This window comes from Streptomyces coacervatus (assembly GCF_029223485.1).
Classification (GTDB): Bacteria; Actinomycetota; Actinomycetes; order Streptomycetales; family Streptomycetaceae; genus Streptomyces; species Streptomyces coacervatus.
Genome location: NZ_JARHTP010000010.1, coordinates 345,337 through 364,921, shown reverse-complemented (window position 1 = coordinate 364,921; position 19,585 = coordinate 345,337). Strand labels below are relative to the sequence as shown.

General features: G+C 70.0%; 20 protein-coding genes and 1 pseudogene. 11 read left to right on the top strand and 10 right to left on the bottom strand.

Annotated elements, in window-relative coordinates; genetic code table 11:
* Positions 1–54: 54 nt before the first annotated feature.
* From P2Q00_RS26045 to P2Q00_RS26020, 6 genes are all read left to right on the top strand, one after another.
* The gene (locus P2Q00_RS26045) at positions 55–1,272 is read left to right on the top strand and encodes an SCO2321 family membrane protein (protein WP_275775154.1); all 1,218 of its coding nucleotides are present in this window, start codon (positions 55–57) and stop codon (positions 1,270–1,272) included.
* The gene (locus tag P2Q00_RS26040; protein WP_275775153.1) at positions 1,269–1,904 is read left to right on the top strand and encodes an SCO2322 family protein; all 636 of its coding nucleotides are present in this window, start codon (positions 1,269–1,271) and stop codon (positions 1,902–1,904) included. Before P2Q00_RS26045 ends, P2Q00_RS26040 begins: the two co-directional genes overlap by 4 nt.
* Positions 1,897–3,084 carry an energy-coupling factor transporter transmembrane component T gene (locus P2Q00_RS26035; protein WP_275775152.1) on the top strand — a complete coding sequence of 396 codons (1,188 nt, stop codon included), beginning with the start codon at positions 1,897–1,899 and terminating at the stop codon, positions 3,082–3,084. Before P2Q00_RS26040 ends, P2Q00_RS26035 begins: the two co-directional genes overlap by 8 nt.
* On the top strand, positions 3,081–4,817 hold the full coding sequence (locus tag P2Q00_RS26030; protein WP_275775151.1) for an ABC transporter ATP-binding protein: 1,737 nt from the start codon (positions 3,081–3,083) through the stop codon (positions 4,815–4,817). The genes P2Q00_RS26035 and P2Q00_RS26030 overlap by 4 nt, the downstream gene beginning before the upstream one ends.
* A complete protein-coding gene (locus P2Q00_RS26025) occupies positions 4,814–5,641 on the top strand; it encodes an ECF transporter S component (protein WP_275775149.1) in 828 nt (275 codons plus the stop codon). The genes P2Q00_RS26030 and P2Q00_RS26025 overlap by 4 nt, the downstream gene beginning before the upstream one ends.
* Positions 5,642–5,931: 290 nt before the next feature.
* A complete protein-coding gene (locus tag P2Q00_RS26020; RefSeq protein WP_275775147.1) occupies positions 5,932–6,351 on the top strand; it encodes an aggregation-promoting factor C-terminal-like domain-containing protein in 420 nt (139 codons plus the stop codon).
* 65 nt (positions 6,352–6,416) lie between these two features.
* Here the strand turns inward: P2Q00_RS26020 and P2Q00_RS26015 are convergent, their stop codons facing one another.
* The 4 genes and pseudogenes from P2Q00_RS26015 to P2Q00_RS26000 form a co-directional block, all read right to left on the bottom strand.
* On the bottom strand, positions 6,417–6,791 hold the full coding sequence (locus P2Q00_RS26015) for a helix-turn-helix domain-containing protein (protein WP_275775146.1): 375 nt from the start codon (positions 6,789–6,791) through the stop codon (positions 6,417–6,419).
* A pseudogene (locus tag P2Q00_RS26010) lies at positions 6,788–7,147 on the bottom strand (type II toxin-antitoxin system RelE/ParE family toxin). The gene P2Q00_RS26015 and the pseudogene P2Q00_RS26010 overlap by 4 nt, the downstream one beginning before the upstream one ends.
* A 56-nt stretch (positions 7,148–7,203) precedes the next feature.
* Positions 7,204–7,656 (bottom strand): hypothetical protein, encoded by a 453-nt coding sequence (locus tag P2Q00_RS26005; RefSeq protein WP_275775145.1) that lies wholly within the window; start codon positions 7,654–7,656, stop codon positions 7,204–7,206.
* Positions 7,657–7,806: 150 nt separating this feature from the next.
* On the bottom strand, positions 7,807–8,199 hold the full coding sequence (locus P2Q00_RS26000) for an ATP-binding protein (protein WP_439145903.1): 393 nt from the start codon (positions 8,197–8,199) through the stop codon (positions 7,807–7,809).
* Between the two features lie 98 nt (positions 8,200–8,297).
* Here P2Q00_RS26000 and P2Q00_RS25995 point away from each other — a divergent pair, with 98 nt between their 5' ends.
* Positions 8,298–9,134 carry a helix-turn-helix domain-containing protein gene (locus P2Q00_RS25995; RefSeq protein WP_275775143.1) on the top strand — a complete coding sequence of 279 codons (837 nt, stop codon included), beginning with the start codon at positions 8,298–8,300 and terminating at the stop codon, positions 9,132–9,134.
* The gene (locus P2Q00_RS25990; protein ID WP_275775141.1) at positions 9,106–9,303 is read left to right on the top strand and encodes a DUF397 domain-containing protein; all 198 of its coding nucleotides are present in this window, start codon (positions 9,106–9,108) and stop codon (positions 9,301–9,303) included. The genes P2Q00_RS25995 and P2Q00_RS25990 overlap by 29 nt, the downstream gene beginning before the upstream one ends.
* Here the strand turns inward: P2Q00_RS25990 and P2Q00_RS25985 are convergent.
* Both P2Q00_RS25985 and P2Q00_RS25980 read right to left on the bottom strand, forming a co-directional pair.
* Positions 9,287–9,526, bottom strand: a complete 240-nt coding sequence (locus P2Q00_RS25985; protein ID WP_275775140.1) for a hypothetical protein — start codon at positions 9,524–9,526, stop codon at positions 9,287–9,289. The two genes, P2Q00_RS25990 and P2Q00_RS25985, sit on opposite strands and share 17 nt — an antisense overlap.
* A 64-nt stretch (positions 9,527–9,590) precedes the next feature.
* Positions 9,591–10,760: a steroid 3-ketoacyl-CoA thiolase gene (locus tag P2Q00_RS25980; RefSeq protein WP_275775138.1), complete on the bottom strand. Its 1,170-nt coding sequence runs from the start codon at positions 10,758–10,760 to the stop codon at positions 9,591–9,593.
* 228 nt (positions 10,761–10,988) lie between these two features.
* On the opposite strand from P2Q00_RS25980, the gene P2Q00_RS25975 reads away from it, so the two are divergent.
* On the top strand, positions 10,989–12,224 hold the full coding sequence (locus tag P2Q00_RS25975) for a cytochrome P450 (protein ID WP_275775136.1): 1,236 nt from the start codon (positions 10,989–10,991) through the stop codon (positions 12,222–12,224).
* Positions 12,225–12,271: 47 nt separating this feature from the next.
* On the opposite strand, the gene P2Q00_RS25970 is transcribed toward P2Q00_RS25975, so the two are convergent.
* From P2Q00_RS25970 to P2Q00_RS25960, 3 genes are all read right to left on the bottom strand, one after another.
* Positions 12,272–13,195 carry an ArsR family transcriptional regulator gene (locus tag P2Q00_RS25970; RefSeq protein WP_275775134.1) on the bottom strand — a complete coding sequence of 308 codons (924 nt, stop codon included), beginning with the start codon at positions 13,193–13,195 and terminating at the stop codon, positions 12,272–12,274.
* 300 nt (positions 13,196–13,495) lie between these two features.
* A complete protein-coding gene (locus P2Q00_RS25965; RefSeq protein WP_275775132.1) occupies positions 13,496–14,977 on the bottom strand; it encodes a glycosyltransferase family 39 protein in 1,482 nt (493 codons plus the stop codon).
* A gap of 16 nt (positions 14,978–14,993) precedes the next feature.
* Positions 14,994–17,075: a bifunctional glycosyltransferase 87/phosphatase PAP2 family protein gene (locus tag P2Q00_RS25960; protein ID WP_275775130.1), complete on the bottom strand. Its 2,082-nt coding sequence runs from the start codon at positions 17,073–17,075 to the stop codon at positions 14,994–14,996.
* A 158-nt stretch (positions 17,076–17,233) separates the two neighbouring features.
* Here P2Q00_RS25960 and P2Q00_RS25955 point away from each other — a divergent pair, with 158 nt between their 5' ends.
* Together P2Q00_RS25955 and P2Q00_RS25950 are read left to right on the top strand one after the other, a co-directional pair.
* Positions 17,234–18,382 (top strand): DUF2330 domain-containing protein, encoded by a 1,149-nt coding sequence (locus tag P2Q00_RS25955; protein ID WP_275775129.1) that lies wholly within the window; start codon positions 17,234–17,236, stop codon positions 18,380–18,382.
* Between the two features lie 87 nt (positions 18,383–18,469).
* On the top strand, positions 18,470–19,141 hold the full coding sequence (locus P2Q00_RS25950; RefSeq protein WP_275775128.1) for an O-methyltransferase: 672 nt from the start codon (positions 18,470–18,472) through the stop codon (positions 19,139–19,141).
* Positions 19,142–19,174: 33 nt separating this feature from the next.
* Here the strand turns inward: P2Q00_RS25950 and P2Q00_RS25945 are convergent, their stop codons facing one another.
* Positions 19,175–19,567, bottom strand: coding sequence for an FHA domain-containing protein (locus tag P2Q00_RS25945; RefSeq protein WP_275775127.1), 393 nt, complete (start codon positions 19,565–19,567; stop codon positions 19,175–19,177).
* Positions 19,568–19,585: the final 18 nt, after the last annotated feature.

The following is a 19,585-nucleotide window of genomic DNA, read 5'->3' as shown; positions in this document are numbered from 1 at the left end:
CCGCCCGGGGTGTCCCGTGCTGCCCGCTCCCCCAGGGAGAGGGTCCCAACCGTCATGAACGTCGTCCGCCGCAGCGCCGCGGCCCTGGCCGCCGTCACCACCGTACTGGGTGTCGCCGTCCCCGCCGTCGCCGCGCCCCCGTCCCCGTCGATACCCGACGGGCTGTACGGCACGTCCGACCCGAAGTGGGACGGCGTCTGGCGCCAGTCGCTGGCGCTGCTCGCCCAGGACACCGTGGGTGTGAAGCCCGCGGCGAAGGCGGTGGACTGGCTGGCGGGCCAGCAGTGCGCGAACGGATCGTTCGCCGCGTTCCGCGCCGAAGCCGCGAGGGCTTGCGACGCCAAGGTCACGGTCGACACGAACAGCACGGCCGCCGCCGTGCAGGCCCTCGCCGCGCTCGGCGGACACGACACCGCCACCGGCAAGGCGGTCACCTGGCTGAAGTCCGTGCAGAACAAGGACGGCGGCTGGGGCTACGCCCCGGGCGGGGCGAGCGACGCCAACTCCACATCCGTCGTCATCGGCGCGCTGACCGCCGTGGGCGAGAAGCCGGGCGAGGTCACCAAGGGCGGCCGGTCTCCGTACGACGCCCTGCTCAAGCTGGCGCTGCCCTGTGACGGGGACGGCGCGGGCGCCTTCGCCTACCAGCCGGACAAGAAGGGCAAGTTGGCCGCCAACGCGGACGCGACGGCTGCGGCAGTGGTGGGCGCGCTCGGCAAGGGCCTGGCCGGGAACGCCGTGAAGCCGACCGACACCACCCTGACGTGCAAGGACGCCACCACCCCCGACCAGGCGGCGCACAACGGCGCCGCGTACCTCGTCAAAGCCCTGGCCAAGGACAAACACCTCACGTCGACTCTCCCCGGCGCCAAGCCCCAGCCCGACTACGGCAACACAGCCGACGCGGTCCTCGCCCTCGCGACCGCGGGCCACGGCGACAAGGCGGCCGACGCCATGCGCTGGCTGGAGGCCAACTCCAAGGCATGGGCACAGCAGGGCGGACCGGCCGCATACGCACAGCTGATCCTCGCGGCGAACGCGGAGACGTTCGACGTCCATGACTTCGGCGGCCAGGACCTGGTGAAGCTCCTCGACGCGACCGGCCCCAAGCCCGCTTCCCCCACCCCCAGCGACTCGAAAAAGGCAGACAAGGCAGACACGAAGGACGATTCCTCCGGCGTCAGCGTGTGGTGGATCGTCGGCGTGGGGCTCGTCGGGGGCATCGGGGTCGGGTTCCTGATCAGCGGCCGTAAGAAGAAGGAGCAGCCGTGATCCGCAGGGGCATCCTCCTGCTGACGGTGCTGTTCCTCACCTTGGCCGGCAGCGGGCAGGCGCAAGCCGTCGGCTACCGCTACTGGTCCTTCTGGGGCTACGACAACGGCCGCTGGACCTACGCCACCCAGGGCCCCTCGACCGCCCGCCCCTCCGACGGCGACGTCCAGGGCTTCCGCTTCTCGGTGAGCGAGGACTCGGCCGACTCGGCGAAGCCGCGCGGGACGGTGTCGTTCCCGGCCATCTGCGCACGGACGCCGGCGGAGCCGGGCAAGAAACGGGTGGCTCTGGTCATCGACTTCGGTACGGCGACGGACGCCCCGCCCGGCGAGACGCCACCGACCCGCCGTACGGCCTGCGCACGGGTGTCGTCCGACGGCACGACGGCGGAAGCGCTGGCGTCCGTGGCGAAGCCTCTGCGATACGACACGAACGCGCTGCTGTGTGCGATCGGGGGGTACCCGGAGAAGGGGTGCGGGGAGCAGGTTGCGGCGGGGAAGAGGCCGACGGCTGCGGAGAAGAAGGGCCACCAGGAGGGCGGACCTTCCGTGGGGCTGTTCGTGGGGGCGGGGGCGGTTGCGCTGCTGGGCACGGCAGCGGTGTGGCAGTCACGGCGACGCAGGCATGCGTAGTCACTCTGCCAAACCCGCTGAGCCTGCGGGCAGTCGTGCCGCTGGGGCGGCTCCCGACCCAAAGAGAGGCGGCACCCCGCAAGCGCGGGCAAGCGAAGCCACCCTCCGGCACCCCCACCGCCCCGCACAGCTCCACCCGGGCGCATGGTGGCTCTGGTCCCTGGGCCTAGGCACCGCAGCCACGCGCACCACCAACCCCCTACTCCTCACCCTCCTCATCGCGACATCCGCCTACGTAGTAGCCACCTGCCGCCCCCAAACCCCCTCCTCCCACTCCTACTCCGCCTTCCTCAAACTCGCCCTCGCAGTCCTCCTCATCCGCCTGGTCTTCGCGGTAGCGCTCGGCTCCCCCATCCCCGGCACCCACGTGATCATCACCCTCCCCGAACTCCCGCTCCCCCACTGGGCGCAGGGCATCCGCCTCGGCGGCAGAGTCACCGCCGAATCACTCCTCTTCGCCCTCTACGACGGCCTGAAGCTGGCCACGCTCCTCGTCTGCGTCGGCGCCGCGAACGCCCTCGCGAACCCGTCCCGCCTCCTCAAGTCCCTCCCGGGTGCCCTGTACGAGACGGGCGTCGCGGCGGTCGTAGCCCTCACCTTCGCCCCGAACCTCATCGCCGACGTCCACCGCCTGCGCGCCGCCCGCCGGCTGCGCGGCCGCCCCGACCGCGGCGTGCGCGGCTTGCTGCAGGTCGGACTCCCGGTCCTGGAGGGCGCGTTGGAGCGCTCGGTCGCCCTCGCCGCCGCGATGGACGCCCGCGGCTACGGCCGTACCGCCGACGTCCCTCCCACCGTCCGCCGTACGACCGCTGCCCTCACCCTCGGCGGCCTGCTCGGCGTCTGTGCGGGAACGTACGGACTGCTCACCGCCGAAGGCGGCACCTACGGCCTGCCGCTCCTCCTCGCCGGTCTCGCCGCGGCCCTCGCCGGTCTCCGCCTGGGCGGCCGACGCAGTCTGCGCACGCGTTACCGTCCCGACCGCTGGGACGCCCGCGCCTGGCTGGTCGCGGCCTCCGGCGCCGCGGTCGCCGCGCTGCTCACCCTCGCAGCCGAGGCCGACCCGGCGGCCCTGCACCCCGGTGCAGTCCCACTGGTCGCCCCAACCCTCCCCCTGTGGCCGGCCGCAGCGGTACTCCTCGGCCTGCTCCCCTCCCTCATCGCCCCCAAGGAGCCGTCATGATCCGCTTCGAGGATGTCTCCGTGACGTACGACGGGGCGGCCGAACCCACTGTGCGGGGCGTGGACTTCGAGGTCCCGGAAGGCGAACTGGTTCTCCTGGTCGGCCCGTCGGGGGTCGGCAAGTCGACCGTCCTCAATGCCGTCAGCGGCCTCGTCCCGCACTTCACGGGCGGCACGCTGCGGGGCCGGGTCACGGTGGCGGGCCGCGACACCCGCACCCACAAACCACGCGAACTCGCCGACGTCGTGGGCACGGTGGGCCAGGACCCGCTCTCCCACTTCGTCACGGACACGGTCGAGGACGAACTCGCCTACGGAATGGAGTCGTTGGGGCTGGCGCCGGACGTGATGCGCCGCCGCGTCGAGGAAACCCTCGACCTCCTCGGCCTGACCGACCTCCGCAACCGCCCCATAGCCACCCTCTCGGGCGGCCAGCAGCAACGCGCCGCAATCGGCTCGGTCCTCACCCCACACCCGAAGGCCCTGATCCTGGACGAACCGACCTCGGCCCTGGACCCGGCAGCAGCAGAGGAAGTCCTGGCGGTCCTCCAACGCCTGGTCCACGACCTCGGCACGACAGTATTGATGGCGGAACACCGCCTGGAACGCGTCATCCAATACGCGGACCAGGTCGCGCTCCTGCCGACTCCCGGAGCACCGCTGCAACTGGGCGCTCCGGCCGACATGATGGCCGTATCGCCGGTGTATCCACCGGTGGTGGCCCTGGGCCACCTGGCGGGCTGGTCCCCACTGCCGCTGACGGTGAGAGACGCCCGCCGCCGGGCGGGGAAGGTCCGCGAGCAGCTGTCACTGACCGAGCCTGCGGGCAGTCGTGCCGCTGGGGCGGCTCCCGACCCAAAGAGAGGCGGCACCCCGCAAGCGCGGGCAAGCGACACCACCCCTACCCCAGCCCCCACCCACCGCTGGCGACCCCTCTTCCGCAAGCACACACCCCCCACCCTCACACCATCCCCAACTCCCGCACCCCCGGCCGAAGTTCACGCCCTATCCGTCCGCCGAGCCCGAATCGAAGCCCTCCGCCACATCGACCTAACCGTCACCCCAGGCGAAACCATCGCCCTAATGGGCCGCAACGGCGCCGGAAAATCCACCCTCCTCAACACCCTCGTAGGCTTGATAGAACCCTCCACCGGCACAGTCCAAGTCAGCGGCAGAACCCCCCACCGCACCCCACCCCCCGACCTCATACGCCACGTAGGCCTGGTCCCCCAGGAACCCCGAGACCTCCTCTACGCCGACACAGTCGCAACCGAATGCACCGCGGCAGACCAAGACGCCCAGGCCACCCCCGGCACCTGCCGCACCCTCCTCTCGACCCTCCTCCCCGGCATCCCCGACGACACCCACCCCCGCGACCTCTCCGAGGGCCAGCGCCTCACCCTCGCCCTCGCCGTCGTCCTGACCGCCCGCCCACCCCTGCTCCTCCTCGACGAACCGACCCGCGGCCTGGACTACGCGGCCAAGGCCCGCCTCGTCACCCACCTCCGCACCCTCGCCGCCGAAGGACACGCGATCGTCCTCGCCACACACGACGTCGAGCTCGCAGCCGAACTCGCCCACAGAGTCGTCCTGTTGGCGGACGGCGAGGTGATCGCCGACGGCCCGACCGCCGACGTGGTGGTCTCCTCCCCGTCCTTCGCCCCACAGGTGACAAAGATCCTCGCCCCACAGCAGTGGCTCACGGTCGCCCAAGTCCGCGAGGCCCTCGGATGACCACAAAAGCGATCCGCCTCGGCCCCCGCTCCGTCGCCGCCCTCACCCTCGTCAGCGCCGTTGGCGCAGCCGCCTTCGGCTGGCCCTTCCTCGCCCCGCCGACCTCACAGCTCAGCGCCCACGCCCAGGACGCGCCCTGGCTCTTCGCGGGCCTGCTCGGGCTGCTGGTCGCAGTCGTCGCCGCGACCATCGCGGAGTCAGGGCTCGGCCCGAAGGCGGTCGCCATGCTCGGCGTGCTCGCGGCGACCGGCGCCGCCCTGCGGCCGCTCGGTGCCGGGACCGCGGGCATCGAGCCGATGTTCTTCCTGATGGTGCTGAGCGGCCGCGTCCTCGGCCCGGGCTTCGGCTTCACGCTCGGTTCGCTCACCATGTTCGCGTCCGCGCTGCTCACGGGCGGGGTGGGCCCGTGGATGCCGTTCCAGATGCTGGCGATGGGCTGGTTCACGATGGGGGCGGGCCTGCTGCCCGGCCCGGAACGCCTCCGCGGCCGCGGCGAACTCGCCCTCCTCGCCGCCTACGGCTTCCTTGCCGCCTTCGCCTACGGCACGATCATGAACCTGGCCGGCTGGCCCTTCATGGGCGCGCTCTCCTCGGGCATCGCCTTCGACCCGCAGGCCGCCGTCCCCGCCAATCTGGCCCGTTTCCTCGCGTACTGCGCGGCCACCTCGCTGGGCTGGGACCTGGGCCGGGCCGTCGTCACCGTCGTCCTGACACTGACTCTCGGCCCGGCGGTGCTCAAGGCGCTACGCAGAGCCACCCGCCGGGCGGCGTTCGAGACCGCGGTCACATTCGAGCCCCGCCCACCGGTGAAGCACCCCACATGACTCACATCACCCACTACCCACCCTAGTAGTGCAAAACGGACGCCATGTCCACGCCATAACCACCCCTGACCTGCACATTGAGAGCCGGGTCACACCACCCCCATCCCACCCGCATACGACCACAACTAGCAAATAGGGTCATTGCGGACCCCTTCCGAGCCTGCTTCTCTGGATGACGTCGCACGGCGCCGATGTGCCCTCAGGGCCACGGCGCCGACGCATGCCCCCGGTTCGCACCGGCCCTGCGTGCGACTCGTGCGACTCCTTGTCCCCGAAGAAAAAGGTTCTCCGTGTTCGTCTCCCGCATCGCCCGCCGCATCGCGTCCCCGAAGAAGGCCCTCGCCTCCGCCGCCGTGGCAGCCGCCACCGCCGGCATGGTGCTGACCGCGGCGCCCGCTCACGCCGCGACCGCCGACTCGGCCGCCAGCGCTCAGGCGATCGCGCACAAGATGATCCCGAGCGCGGCCCAGTACAACGCCTTCAGCAAGATCGTCGAGCACGAGAGCGGCTGGAACGTCACCGCCACGAACTCCTCCTCCGGCGCCTACGGCCTGGTCCAGGCCCTGCCCGGCTCCAAGATGGCCACCGCCGGCGCGGACTGGAAGACCAACCCCAAGACCCAGATCAAGTGGGGCCTGGACTACATGAACTCCCGCTACGGCAGCCCGACCGCCGCCTGGGCCTTCTGGCAGGCCAACGGCTGGTACTGAGCCACGCCTCACCCAAGCCCCTCGCAATGACGGCGGCGCCCCGAATCCCCGGGGCGCCGCCGTCGTCATGCCGCCGAAGGGTCGCCGCCCCGCGACACCCCGTCCGACTCCGACCCGTGACCGTCGTGCGCGGTGAAAACGAAGGTCGAACTGTCACCGTCCAGGTCGATGGTCAGTGACGCGTCCAGCGCCTTCGCAAGCCGAGTGAGCAGCGGCAGAGTAGGTACGGAGTCCCCTCCCTCGATGTTGGAGATCTGCGGCTGGGTCATATCCGCACGCCGCGCCAGCTCACTCTGCGACAGCCCGAGCGCCGTACGCCGGTCGTAGACAGCCTGCCCGAGAGCGAAGGCATAGCCCGCCTCCACGTAGGCCGGCGAATCCTCGACCCGTTCGCCCAGGAGCTTCCGGGTCCGACGCGTCTTCCACTGCGAGTGGTTCACGAACTCTCCTCCGTCCGGTCGTAGCTGTGCTCGGCGAGGCCATGTTCCGCTTCGCACACTTTCTGCGCTTGGTGCGCACGCTCGACCTCGGCGCCCTCTCGCTGCCTCGTCTTGCGGAACACTGTCAGGAAGACGATGCGCCGCTCAGGACCAAGCCAGTAGGTGATGCGGACCGCGTTCCCGTCCATGGTGAAACGCAGTTCACGGAGCTTGCCGCCCAGATGACGCGAGTACGACTCACCGAGAGTCGTGGGCTGAGCGGCGAGCATGTCGGCAGCGCGCTACTGCTGGTCCGAGAGGAGCTCCAGCCACTGCCGGACCTCCGGTTCAATCTCGATCTGCCACAGTTCACCCACACCTCGAACTATACAGATATTTGTATACCCCGAGTCCGGTCACCGCTGATTCACGATCAGCGGCTCCTGCGATAAGTGAGGGGAAAGTCCGGCTCCCACTCGGCCGTGTCGCCGCTCGCCTTCTCCCAGACGCCGCGGATGGTGTCGCCGTCCTCGCTCAGCTGTCCGGTGAACCGCTGCCGGAAGTCCAGCGGTGAGAAGTCGGCCACCTCGCGCAGCAGCCGCCAGACCCCGTCGGTGAAGCTCATCGCATACACCCGTACGACGCCCCGGGCGTCGTAGTAGTGGTACGTACAGCCCGTCTCCGAGTCGACCACGACGATCGCCATGCTGTCCGGGACGGGGTTCGGCGCCTGCGTCCGCTGCACCAGGAACTGCCCGTCCAAGGTCCACTCGAACACACTGCGTCCGGTCATCGGCGGCTGACCGGGCAGCTCGGCCTCGACCTCCCACTCGCCGACCAGGACCTCCAACCGCTTCAGCGTCTCCTGCCGTGCAATGGCATCCATCGCCCGCTCCTCACTGTCACTGCAGTCACTGCGGTCACTCCGCGTACTTCTCACTGTCACCGAAGGAGACGGCAGCGGCAGGTGGAACTCATCGGTCGGCGAGTCGCAGCCTCCTCGATCCGGCGGCCCGCGACGTCCGTACCGATTCCCTCACGTCACACACTCGAACCACACCGTCTTGCCGCCGCCGACCGCCGGACCCACGCCCCATTTGTCGACCACGGCATCGAGCAGCACCAGCCCCCGCCCACCCTCCGCCTCCGGCTCCAACTCCGCCGGAATCGACGGCAGTTGAGGACACCCGTCCGCCACCTCCACCCTGACCCCGGCCGCCGACCGCAACACCAGCAGCACACACCGCCGGTCCGGAACATGTCGTACGACATTGGCGACCAGCTCGGTCACACCGAGCTCCACGGCATCGGTCAGCTCCGCCAACTGCCACTCGTCGAGCAGCGAACGGACGATACGGCGGATGTGCCGGGCCGAATGCGCGCCCACGGTGAGGCTCATGCGGTACGTGGGGGGAATGTATTGGTTCACAGGACGAGCTTGACCTGCCCCAACTACCCTCGGCTACGGAGCAGATACAACCAGTCCCGCAGTCGGCCGCTGCCGTTGCACTCAAGGGGGCCGTACAAGTGACCCAGACCCACACCCTCGACCCGGGCGCCTCGCCGCTTGATTACTACGGCTACGAGTTGCGCCGCTACCGCGAGGCCGCGGGCCTGACGCAGCGTCAACTCGGCGACATCGTCAACTACACGGGCTCGATGATCGGCCAGATCGAGACGGCCAGAAAACTGCCGACGCTGGACTTCAGCCAGCGGGCGGACGTGGCGCTGGGGACGGGCGGGGCGTTGACGCGGCTCGTCGAGCTTGTGATGCGCAGCCAACTGCCGGGCTGGTTCAGGCAGGTGGCCGAGCTGGAAGCCAAGGCGATCGAGATCTGCACCTTCCATACCCACCTGATCCACGGCCTTCTGCAGACGAAGGCGTACGCGCGTGCCGTGCTCGGTGTGCTGGACCGGGCCAACCTCGATGACCGCACCGAGGTGCGCCTTGCGCGTCAGCGCATCTTCGAGAAGGAGGAGCCGCCGGTCTTCTGGGCTGTCATCAGCGAGGCCGCCCTCTGCCAGCAGATCGGCGGGCCGGAGATCATGCGGAGCCAACTGGCCCACCTGTTGGCCTTCGAGGACAACCCCCGGATCAACATCCAGATCCTGCCCTTCTCGTCCGGAGCACACGCGGGCATGCAGGGCTCGTTCGACCTCTTCCGCTTCGCCAGCGACCCAACCATTGTCTATACCGAGGGTTACGGAAGCGGGCATCCAACCGCGAACCCGGACACCATCAAGGACTGTTCGCTCCGTTACGATCATCTCCGAGCCGCCGCGCTCTCCCTCAAGGACTCGGCGGAGCTGATCCGGCGAGTGATGGAGGAACGCTATGGAGAACAAGGCGACTCAGTGGCGTAAGTCCAGCTACAGCGGCGACCAGGGCGGCTCGTGCGTCGAAGTCGCCGAATCCCCCTGCACCACCATCGCCATCCGCGATTCAAAAACCCCCGCCGGACCGGTCCTCTCCTTCCGGCCCGACGCGTTCCGCCGTTTCGTCTCCTGGAGCGGTACTACGCCGCAGGTGTGACACCCCCTGCCTTCGCCGCCCGGTGGGCTCTCCATTCCTTGCGGAAGAAGTAGCCGCGCAGGATCGCGATCGCCAGGAACAGCAGCCCGAAGCCGCCCCGGCCCCAGCCCCCTACCTGCACGAAGTAGTAGAGGGCGAGGCCGGAGAAGAACAGGCAGATGGTGATGATGATCGGCTCGCGGAGATAGAAGGGCAGGACGCGGAGGATTACATTGATCAGCATTGGGTAAGTTGACCAGTTCGCGTCAATCCCCCGCAAGCATTTACCTACAGCTACGTACAGCTGCCTACAGCCGCTGAATGATCGTCCCGGTGGCCAGCCCACCCCCCGCGCACATGGTGATGAGCGCGAACTCCTTGTCCGTCCGCTCCAGTTCGTGAAGCGCGGTCGTGATGAGCCGGGCCCCCGTCGCCCCCACCGGGTGTCCGAGAGCGATCGCGCCGCCGTTCACGTTCACCTTCTCCAGGTCCTGCTCGAAGACCTGCGCCCAGCTCAACACCACTGATGCGAATGCCTCGTTGATCTCGACGACGTCGATGTCCTTGAGCGACATCCCGGCCTTGCCCAGCACGGCCCGCGTCGCGTCGATCGGCCCATCCAGATGGAAGTGCGGGTCGGCGCCCACCAGCGCCTGGGCCACGATCCGCGCCCGCGGCTTCAGCTTCAGCGCGCGTGCCATCCGCTTCGACGCCCACATGATGGCCGCCGAACCGTCGCTGATCTGCGAGGAGTTGCCCGCCGTGTGGATGGCTGTGGGCATGACCGGCTTCAGGCCCGCGAGGGCCTCCATCGTCGTGTCGCGCAGACCCTCGTCGCGGTCGACGAGCCGCCACATGCCCTGTCCGGCGCGCTGTTCCTGCTCCGTGGTCGGGACCTGGACCGCGAACGTCTCGCGCTTGAAGCGCTCCTCACTCCACGCCACCGCCGCCCGTTCCTGCGAGATGAGCCCGAGCGAGTCGACGTTCTCCCGCGTCAGCCCCCGATGACGCGCGATCCGTTCCGCCGCCTCGAACTGGTTCGGCAGGTCCACGTTCCACTCGTCGGGGAACGGCTTCCCGGGCCCGTGCTTGGACCCGGACCCCAGCGGCACCCGCGACATCGCCTCGACACCGCACGAGATACCGACATCGATCACGCCCGCGGCGACCATGTTGGCCACCATGTGCGAGGCCTGCTGCGAGGAACCGCACTGGCAGTCGACCGTCGTCGCCGCCGTCTCGTAGGGCAGGCCCATGGTCAGCCAGGCCGTGCGCGCGGGGTTCATGGACTGTTCGCCGGCGTGCGTCACCGTGCCGCCGACGATCTGTTCGACCGCGTCGGCGGGGATGCCGGTGCGGCCGAGGAGTTCACGGTAGGTCTCGCCCAGGAGATAGGCGGGGTGCAGGTTGGCGAGCAGTCCGCCGCGCCTGCCGATGGGGGTGCGGACGGCTTCGACGATCACGGGTTCCGCGGCCATGGGGGGATCCTCTCCTCCGGTACCCGCGCGGCGCGGGGGCGTCCCGGCCGACCCCGCCACGCTGAACTAGTACGTGTTCTAGTTCTGCCAGCAGTCTGCTGACACTGCGTCCATAACCGCAAGAGGCTTGCATGCAATTGGGCTTGTCGCGCCCCTTGCACCTTGTAGAACCCGTTACTACCTTCACGGCAGCCCTGATTTCTGATGGATCGTCAGCTGGAGTAGCCCATGTCCTGTCCAGCTCTCCCCGAGGGGTTCGACTTCACCGACCCCGATCTGCTGCAAGCGCGTGTGCCCCTGCCGGAGTTCGCCGAGCTGCGCCGGGCCGAACCCGTCCGCTGGGTGCCCCAGTCGGGCAACATCGCCGGCTTCCAGGACGAGGGCTACTGGGCCGTGACCCGGCACGCCGACGTCAAGTACGTCTCCACGCACCCGGAGCTGTTCTCGTCGTACCTCAACACGGCGATCATCCGCTTCAACGAGCACATCGAGCGCGATGCGATCGACGCACAGCGGCTGATCCTGCTGAACATGGACCCGCCGGAGCACACGCGCGTACGGCAGATCGTGCAGCGCGTGTTCACGCCCCGCGCCATACGGGCCCTCGAAGAACGCCTGCGCAACCGCGCCCACGCCATCGCACAGGAGGCCCGCGCACACCCCGGGCCCTTCGACTTCGTCACCGAGGTCGCCTGCGAACTGCCCCTGCAGGCCATCGCCGAGCTCATCGGCATCCCGCAGGACGACCGGACCAAGATCTTCGACTGGTCCAACAAGATGATCTCGTACGACGACCCGGAGTACGCGATCACCGAGGAGGTCGGCGCCGAGTCGGCCACCGAACTCATCGCCTACGCCATGAACATGGCCGCCGACCGCAAGCAGTGCCCCGCGAAGGACATCGTGACCACGCTGGTGGCGGCGGAGGACGAAGGGAACCTCAACTCCGACGAGTTCGGCTTCTTCGTGCTGATGCTGGCCGTGGCGGGGAATGAGACGACCCGCAACGCCATCACCCACGGAATGCACGCCTTCCTCACCCACCCCGAGCAGTGGGAGCTGTACAAGCGGGAGCGTCCGGAGACGGCGGCCGAGGAGATCGTGCGCTGGGCGACCCCGGTCAACTCCTTCCAGCGCACCGCCACCCAAGACACCGAACTGGGCGGGAAGTTGATCAGGAAGGGCGACCGGGTCGGCATCTTCTACGCCTCCGCCAACCACGATCCGGACGTCTTCACCGACCCCGACACCTTCGACATCACCCGCGACCCCAACCCCCACCTCGGCTTCGGCGGCGGAGGTCCGCACTACTGCCTGGGCAAGTCCCTGGCGGTCCTGGAGATCGACCTGATCTTCAACGCGATCGCCGACGCCCTGCCGAACCTCACCCTGTCCGGCGACCCGTCCCGGCTGCGCTCCGCATGGATCAACGGCGTCAAGCACCTTCAGGTACAGGCCGGTTGACGGTCAACTACAGGTCGGTTGACGGTCAGGTACAGGCCGGTCGACGGTCAGGCACAGGTCGGTTGACGGTCTCGGGCCGGCGGCATCCCGGCGCCGCCGGCCCGTCCTGCCGTCCGGCGGTCGCGGCGGGCCACGAGGCGGTCGGCCTCCGGTGTCCGCCGGTAGTACACCCGGCTGCCCTCCCGGGTCCGGTGCAGCAGGCCCACGCGGTGCAGCCGCAGCAGGTGGTACGACACGGTCGACGCGCTCATGTGGTGCCGCTCGGCGAGTTCCGTGGTGGTGCGGGAGTCGCCCAGGTCGGCCAGGAGCAACTGGCGTGCCTCGCCGATGACTTGGCCCAGCTGTGCCGTCAGCGGGGGCTGCTCCTCGGGGCGGTCGGCCGACAGGTCCGCACCGACGGGGTAGGCGAGATGCGTGCCGCTCTCGCCCCACGGGTCGTCCTGCACCATCCAGGTCGTCACCAGGGGCGAGGGATGGAGCACGATCCGTCTGGACTCGACCAGGCTCCAGGTGCGCTCGTCGCGTATGGACAGGACCCCGGAGTCGTACGAGAAGGCGGGGTGCAGGGAGTTGAGCGTGGCGCTCAGGCCGCGCCGGGCCAGGGAGGCGGACCGGTGCCGGATGTCCTCCTCGATCCGGGAGCGGACGGAATTCCAGCGGTCCGCCATGAACTCCGACCAGAACCGGCCGAGTTCCAATGCCGCCCGTTGGGCGAAGGACCGTTCCCCGGCCGCCAGGAAAGTCCTGATTCTGCGGGATTCCGGAAACCCTTCCAGCTGGCGCGCTACGACCTCGCCCGGCGTCGAGGCCACTGCTTGCAGTTCGGCTTCCAGGGAATCCTGGGCGGCCGACTGGGAGAAGAGGAAACCCGGCACATGGTTTTCCGGCTCACTGCGGATCGCCGTGAGCAAGGGCAGGTCACGGCGCGCCTGGAGTTCCCTGACCGCGGTCTGCCTGAGTTGCCATCCCATTTGCGCAAGCGGTGAAATAACGAACGTCGCAGTCATCAGGACATCGGCGCCTAAGCAGATTGAAATCACTGTTCCCCCGTTCGTCTTCGGCACGCCACCGAGCCAGGTCAACGGCCGGCAGCGGGACACGACGGACACCAAGAGGAACGGCCCCCGTCGCCGTCGCTCGGATCCTCACACAGGCACCGGAATCACACCAGGTCATTTCCTTGAACCGGGCGCCGCATAAGGGACATTCGAGCTGCATCGAAACCTCAAAACAGCGAAACAACGCAGCAATCGGAGGAAAACCGAAAGCGGTTACTGCGTGCAGTGGCCGCGGCGGACGTAGACGGTGATCCGGGCGCCGTGGACGCGGGTGCGCCCGCACTCCTCGAAGTAGGCCCCCAGCGTCCGGCGTTTGACCTCCTCCCGGGGGAAGGGGTCGAGGGGCTGTCCGGCGGGATCGCTCAGGGCGATGATGCGGTGCTGCGCCAGGATGCGGCGGCGGATCTCGTCGGCGGGGAGTTCGGTGCCCTGGAGGGTGCGGGAGGCCGCCGGGGACTCGGCGAGGGCGAGGTCGTCGAGCCGGTGGAGGACCTGGGGATACGACAGGAGCCACTCGCGGCGGCGACCGGGCATGAACAGGACTCCGTCGCCGTGGTGCGCGGTGCGCTGCACGGCGTGGGTGACGGCGACGACGTCGTCCTTGCGGCTCTCGGGCGAGCGGATCAGGAGCGCCCAGGGCAGCAGGACGGCGACGGCGGCAGTGGCCGCCACGCAGACCGTCAGCGCCTGCAGGACAGGAGGGAGCCGGTGCCGTTGCCCGACCGCCCGGCTCAGCGCGGCGCCGACCAGCAGCGCCAGTCCCGCCATGCCGTACAGGACGTAACGGTCGACGTACCAGGGCCTGACGTACGAGAGCGTCATCAGCAGTCCGGCCGGGACCACCAGTAACGGGAGGGCGAGAGCGGTCAGTTCGCGGGCTCCGCCGCGCTGTGCGGCGGCGGGTCCGCGGACGAGGAACTGCCGGAGCAGGATGCCCGTGACCGCGATCGCCGCGTACTGCAGCCACTGGCTCGGGCTCGGGCGTGTGAGCCAGGTCAGCTGCTCGTCCGCCTGTCCCGCGCTGACGGCCACCAGTGGCAGGAGGCTCAGCCCGGCACTGAGCGCGGCGACGCCCCAGCGCCGCCACACCTGCCGCGGCACCCGCAGCCGGCACAGCGTCAGGCCATGGGCGACCAGCGCGAAGACGGCGAACTCGTGCAGCCAGCAGGCGAGGGCGAGGGTGAGGGCGTACGCCGTCCACCAGCGGGCCCGGGATGCGGACATCGCGCGTACCAGGAAATACGTGGCCCAGGTGACCGCCGCGGTGACCAGGGCGTACGAGCGGCCCTCCTGCGCGTAGTGCTGTGTCATCGGCAGCAGTGCGAAGACGAGGCCTGCGAGGGTGCCGGCCCGGCGTCCGGCCAGCCGTGCGCCGATCGCCGCGACGCCGGCCGCGGCCAGGGCGGTCGCCAGCGTGGAGGGCAGCCGTAACGCCACGAGACCGCCGTCCCACAGGCCGAACACGGCGTGCATGAGCAGGTAGTACAGGCCGTGCACGGCGTCGATGTTGCCGAGCAGGCCCCACAGGTCGCCCAGGGACCGGTGGGCCACCTGGTAGCTGACCGACTCGTCGCGCCACATGCTGTTGTGCCGGTCGATCCCCCACAGGCCCAGGGTGAGTGCGGCCACGGCCGGGACGGCCTGCGGCAGGGTCCGTCCCGGTCCGCTGCCCCGCCGTACCTCCGTGGGGGCCACGGAGGTACGGCGGGCGTCAGCCGGAAGCGTCCGTACCGGGTCCAGCGGGTCCACGTGCTGGCTGATGATTCCTCCTGAGATGGGAGTGGTCGTACGGCCGCGGGGGTTCGTCCTTCGCGGCGGTCGCGGCAGCCGCCCGCGGACCCGACAGCAGGTACTGCAGCCCGAAGCCCGCCCCGACCACGGCGGCACCGCCGACCGCGTCGAGGATCCAGTGGTTGCCGGTGGCGACGATCGCGGACACCGTCAACAGCGGATGCAGCAGCCCCAGAGGCTTCATCCACCACTTGGGCGTCAGCACGGCGATCACCAGGCCGCACCACAGCGCCCAGGCGAAGTGCAGCGACGGCATGGCCGCGTACTGGTTGGTGACCGCGGTCAGTGCGCCGTAGTCCGGCTTGGAGAAGTCCTGCACGCCGTGCACCGTGTCGATGAAGCCGAGCCCCGGCATCAGCCGCGGCGGCGCCAGCGGGTACAGCCAGAAGCCGAGCAGACCGATCACGGTGGCGAGGCCCAGCGCCGAGCGCGCCCAGCGGTAGTCCGCGGGGCGGCGGACGTAGAGCACGGCGAGGACGGTGAGCGGGACGGCGAAGTGGAACGACACGTAGTAGAGGTCGAGGAAGCCGCGCAGCAGGGGCACCTGCACCAGGGCGTGGTTGGCCCAGCTCTCGATGTCGATGGACAGCCACTGCTCGATCCGGTGGATCTGGTGCCCGTGGTGTTCCGCGGTGGCCCGGTCGGCGGTCACCGTGAGCCGGATCTGCTGGTAGGCGGCGTAGGTGACGCGGATCAGGAGGAGTTCGAGGAGCAGGTTCGGGCGGGTGAGGACCCGGCGCAGGAACGGGACCAGCGGTACGTGCCTGAAGCGGGCCGGGACCGGGGCGGCGTACCGGGCCGGGATCGCGGAGCGGTAGTACGGCGAGGTGCGGGGCAGGAACGGCACGACGGTGGCCGCGGCGAGGGCCGCGATCAGCACCAGGTCGTCGCGCAGCGGGTACAGCTGCTGCATGTGCGGCAGCATCATCTTCGCCGGCAGCGTCACCACCAGGACGACGGCGACCGGCCACACACACCGGTCGGAGGCCCGCCTGCCGACCCGCCCGACGACCGCGAGCAGCACCCACAGCAGCTGGTGCTGCCAGGCGGCCGGCTGCACGGCGATCGCCGCGCAGCCGGTGACGGCGACCGCGAGGAGCAGCTGTCCGTCGTGTGCGTAGGGGACTGCGCGGCGCACGCCGAGGACCGCGACCGCCGTGCCCAGTGCGAAGAAGAGGGCGATCTCCAGAGGGCCGTACAGCCCCAGCCGGAGCAGTGCGCCGTGCAGGGACTGGTTGGCGAGGCCGTCGGCCCTGCCGCCGAGACCGGCGCCCGCCATGTGATGCACCCAGTAGGTGGCCGAGTCGTGCGGCATCGCGGCCCAGGCGAGCACGGTGCACGCGGCGAACGTGGCCCCGGTGGACTGGGCGGCGCGGCGGCGCCCGGTGAACCACAGCAGCGGCGCGAACAGCAGCACGGTCGGCTGGAGGGCGGCGGCGAGACCGATCAGGAGCCCGCTGGTGCGCTCGCCGCGGACGACGAAACAGCCCACGAGCACCAGCAGGACCGGCATGATGCTGGTCTGTCCGAGCCACAGCGTGTTGCGCACCGGCAGCGAGAGCATCAGCAGGCTGACCGCGACCGGTGCGGCGAGCAGCGAGGTCCGCCGGCTCACCGGCTGCGGCAGCGCACGGGCCGCTATCAGGCCGAGCGCGACGACCAGCAGCAGCGTGCCGAAGGTCCAGCCCCAGCCGAGGGCCTGCTCGGCCGCCCGGGTGAGCGGCTTGAGGACCATTCCGCCGAATGGGGTGCCGGTGAACTGCGTCGAGTCGTAGAGCGAGCCCTTCACATGCAGGACGCCGTTCGGCCCGACCCAGGTCTCCAGATCCGTCAGCCGCTCCGCTCTCGGCGTCCGCAGCACGACGAGCACCTGGCGTACGGCGAGCACGGTCGCGATCAGCCACAGGCCCAGGCGCGCCACGTGCAGCCGCCCGCCGGCTCCTCCGACGGCCGTCGCTCCGAAGGCTTGTGCCGGTTGCCCCCTGTGATCCACGTTCGCCACGCCTCGTCGGCCTCCCGCCCCTTCGCTCCTTTACCTGACGTACGCCCTGGCTCAGTCGGATTGACCCTAGTGCGACCCGGCTTGGGTTGTCTCCCGGAACCACCCTCACCCCCGTACCGTCTGAAGCCCTGTCCACGGCATCACGGAGGCTTCTGGGAATGGGCTGTTACCTGCGGAAATGCACACGTGTGCGCTTACTGACGCTCGTTCTGGCACTGCTCGGAATCCAGCTGGGGTCACTGATCGCACCTGCGTACGCATGCGGTTGCGGCGCCATGATCCCCGACGGGCAGCAGCGCCTGGCCGTCGGCCGTGAGGAGTCCGTCGTCCGCTGGGACGGCAGCCGGGAACAGATCGTGATGAGCCTGACGGTCGACGGGGACGCCGACCGCGCCGCCTGGGTCATGCCGGTCCCGCACCGTGCAACGGTCCAGCTCGGCGACCCGGCGCTGTTCACCGAGCTCGCCGCCGCCACCGCCCCCGTGCACCGCGACCGCTACCACTTCTGGCCCGAGGACGGCGACTGGCCGCTGGTCACCGGCGGCGACAGAAGCGCGGGCGGCCCGCCGGGGGCCGGCGCCGCCGCGCCGGGCGTGGGTGTGGTCGGCCGCCAGAAGCTCGGCCCGTTCGACGTCGCCCGGTTGACGGCCACCGACCCGGCCGCCCTGAACGGCTGGCTCGACAGCAACGGCTTCGCCATGCCGCCCCGCCTTGAGGACGCCCTCCAGCCGTATGTGAGCCGCCGCTGGGAGTACGTCGCGGTCCGCCTCGCCCCCGGCACCGCGGGCACCCCGCTCAGCGGCAGGCTCGACCCGCTGCACCTCACCTTCGCGTCCGGGCAGCCCGTCTACCCGATGCGCCTGTCCCGCCTCGCCCGCACGCCGCAGTCCCTGGGCCTGTACGTCCTCGCCGCGCACCGCATGGAGACCCGCTCCGCGATCGGCGGCGACAGCCCCCGGGTCACCTACGCCGGACGCGTCGGCGCGAAGTCGGGCCCGCTGGCCGAGCTGGCCGCGGGCACACCGTTCCTGACCGCGATCGGCCAGGAGTTCCCGCACCCCTCGTCGATCTCCGGCGACCACGAACTGCGCCGCGCGTCCGCGGACACCCCGTTCCAGCAGGTGATCTACGAGGACCGGCTGCGCAAGGTGGCGGGGATCCCGGCGTGGCTGCTGACCGTCGTCGGCACCTTCGCCCTGGCCGTCACGGCCGTCACCGTGTTCGCCGTACGCCGCTCCCGGCGCCCGGTGCTGCCTCCGCCGCCGGTGCCCGCGCCTCCACCGATCAGCGGAATCCGGCCGTCATGATCTCCCTGACGAAGAACCGGCAGGTGGCTATATTCATTAGGGCAGCTAGTTAGAAACGCTAACTAGTTACACGGAAGGCACAGGTGAATGAGCGAGTCGCAGCTCTGGGACGACGTGGACGACTACTTCACCACCCACCTCTCGCCGGACGACGCAGTCCTGGACGCCGCATTGCGCGACAGCGAGGCGGCCGGGCTCCCGGCCATCGCGGTCACCCCGTCCCAGGGCAAGTTCCTGCAGCTCCTCGCCCAGATCCAGGGCGCCCGCACCATCCTGGAGATCGGCACTCTCGGCGGCTACAGCACCATCTGGCTGGCCCGCGCCCTGCCCGAGGACGGCCGTCTGATCTCGCTGGAGTACAGCGCCAAGCACGCCGAGGTCGCCACCCGCAACATCGCCCGCGCGGGCCTGGACCGGATCGTCGAGGTGCGGGTCGGGCCCGCCCTGGAGTCGCTGCCCAAGCTGGCCGACGAGAACCCGCCCCCCTTCGACCTGGTCTTCATCGACGCCGACAAGGTCAACAACCCGAACTACGTGGAGTGGGCCCTCCGGCTCACCAGCGCGGGCAGCCTGATCGTCGTGGACAACGTCGTACGCGGCGGCCGGGTCGCCGACGCGGACAGCAAGTCGCCCGACGTGCTGGGCAGCCGCGCCGCCATCGAACTGATCGGCTCGCACCCGCGGTTGAGCGGCACGGCGATCCAGACGGTGGGCAGCAAGGGCTACGACGGCTTCGCGCTGGCGCGGGTGCTGGCGTAGCCCCTGCGGGCATTTCTCGTATCGGAACTCGTATCAGAACTCGTGGTAGAAGCCGACGTTGACGCTGCGCGGGGCGGTGCGGTCCTGGACGACGATCTCGCCGTTGCCGCCCCTGGGCAGGGCCACGGTCCCGCCGTAGACGAGCGGCTGCGCGTACTCCCCGACGATCAGCCGGACCTCGGAGGACGGGTCGGCCTGCGAGCCGCGCAGCCAGGTCACCTGCCAGGTCCCCTCGGGGCCGCACAGGAACTCCAGATGGACCCGCGAGATGAACAGCCAGTCGTCGGGCGTCACCAGACGGCACACGGACTTGTCCCGCCCCACCCGCAGCACGGAGCCGGGCTCACTGGGTGCGTCGGCCATGAGCATGCCGGCCGTGGCCCCCTCTTCCGCCCCGGAGACGGTGGCCATGGTCAGTTCGAGCACGCGCTGCTCCTCTTGAAG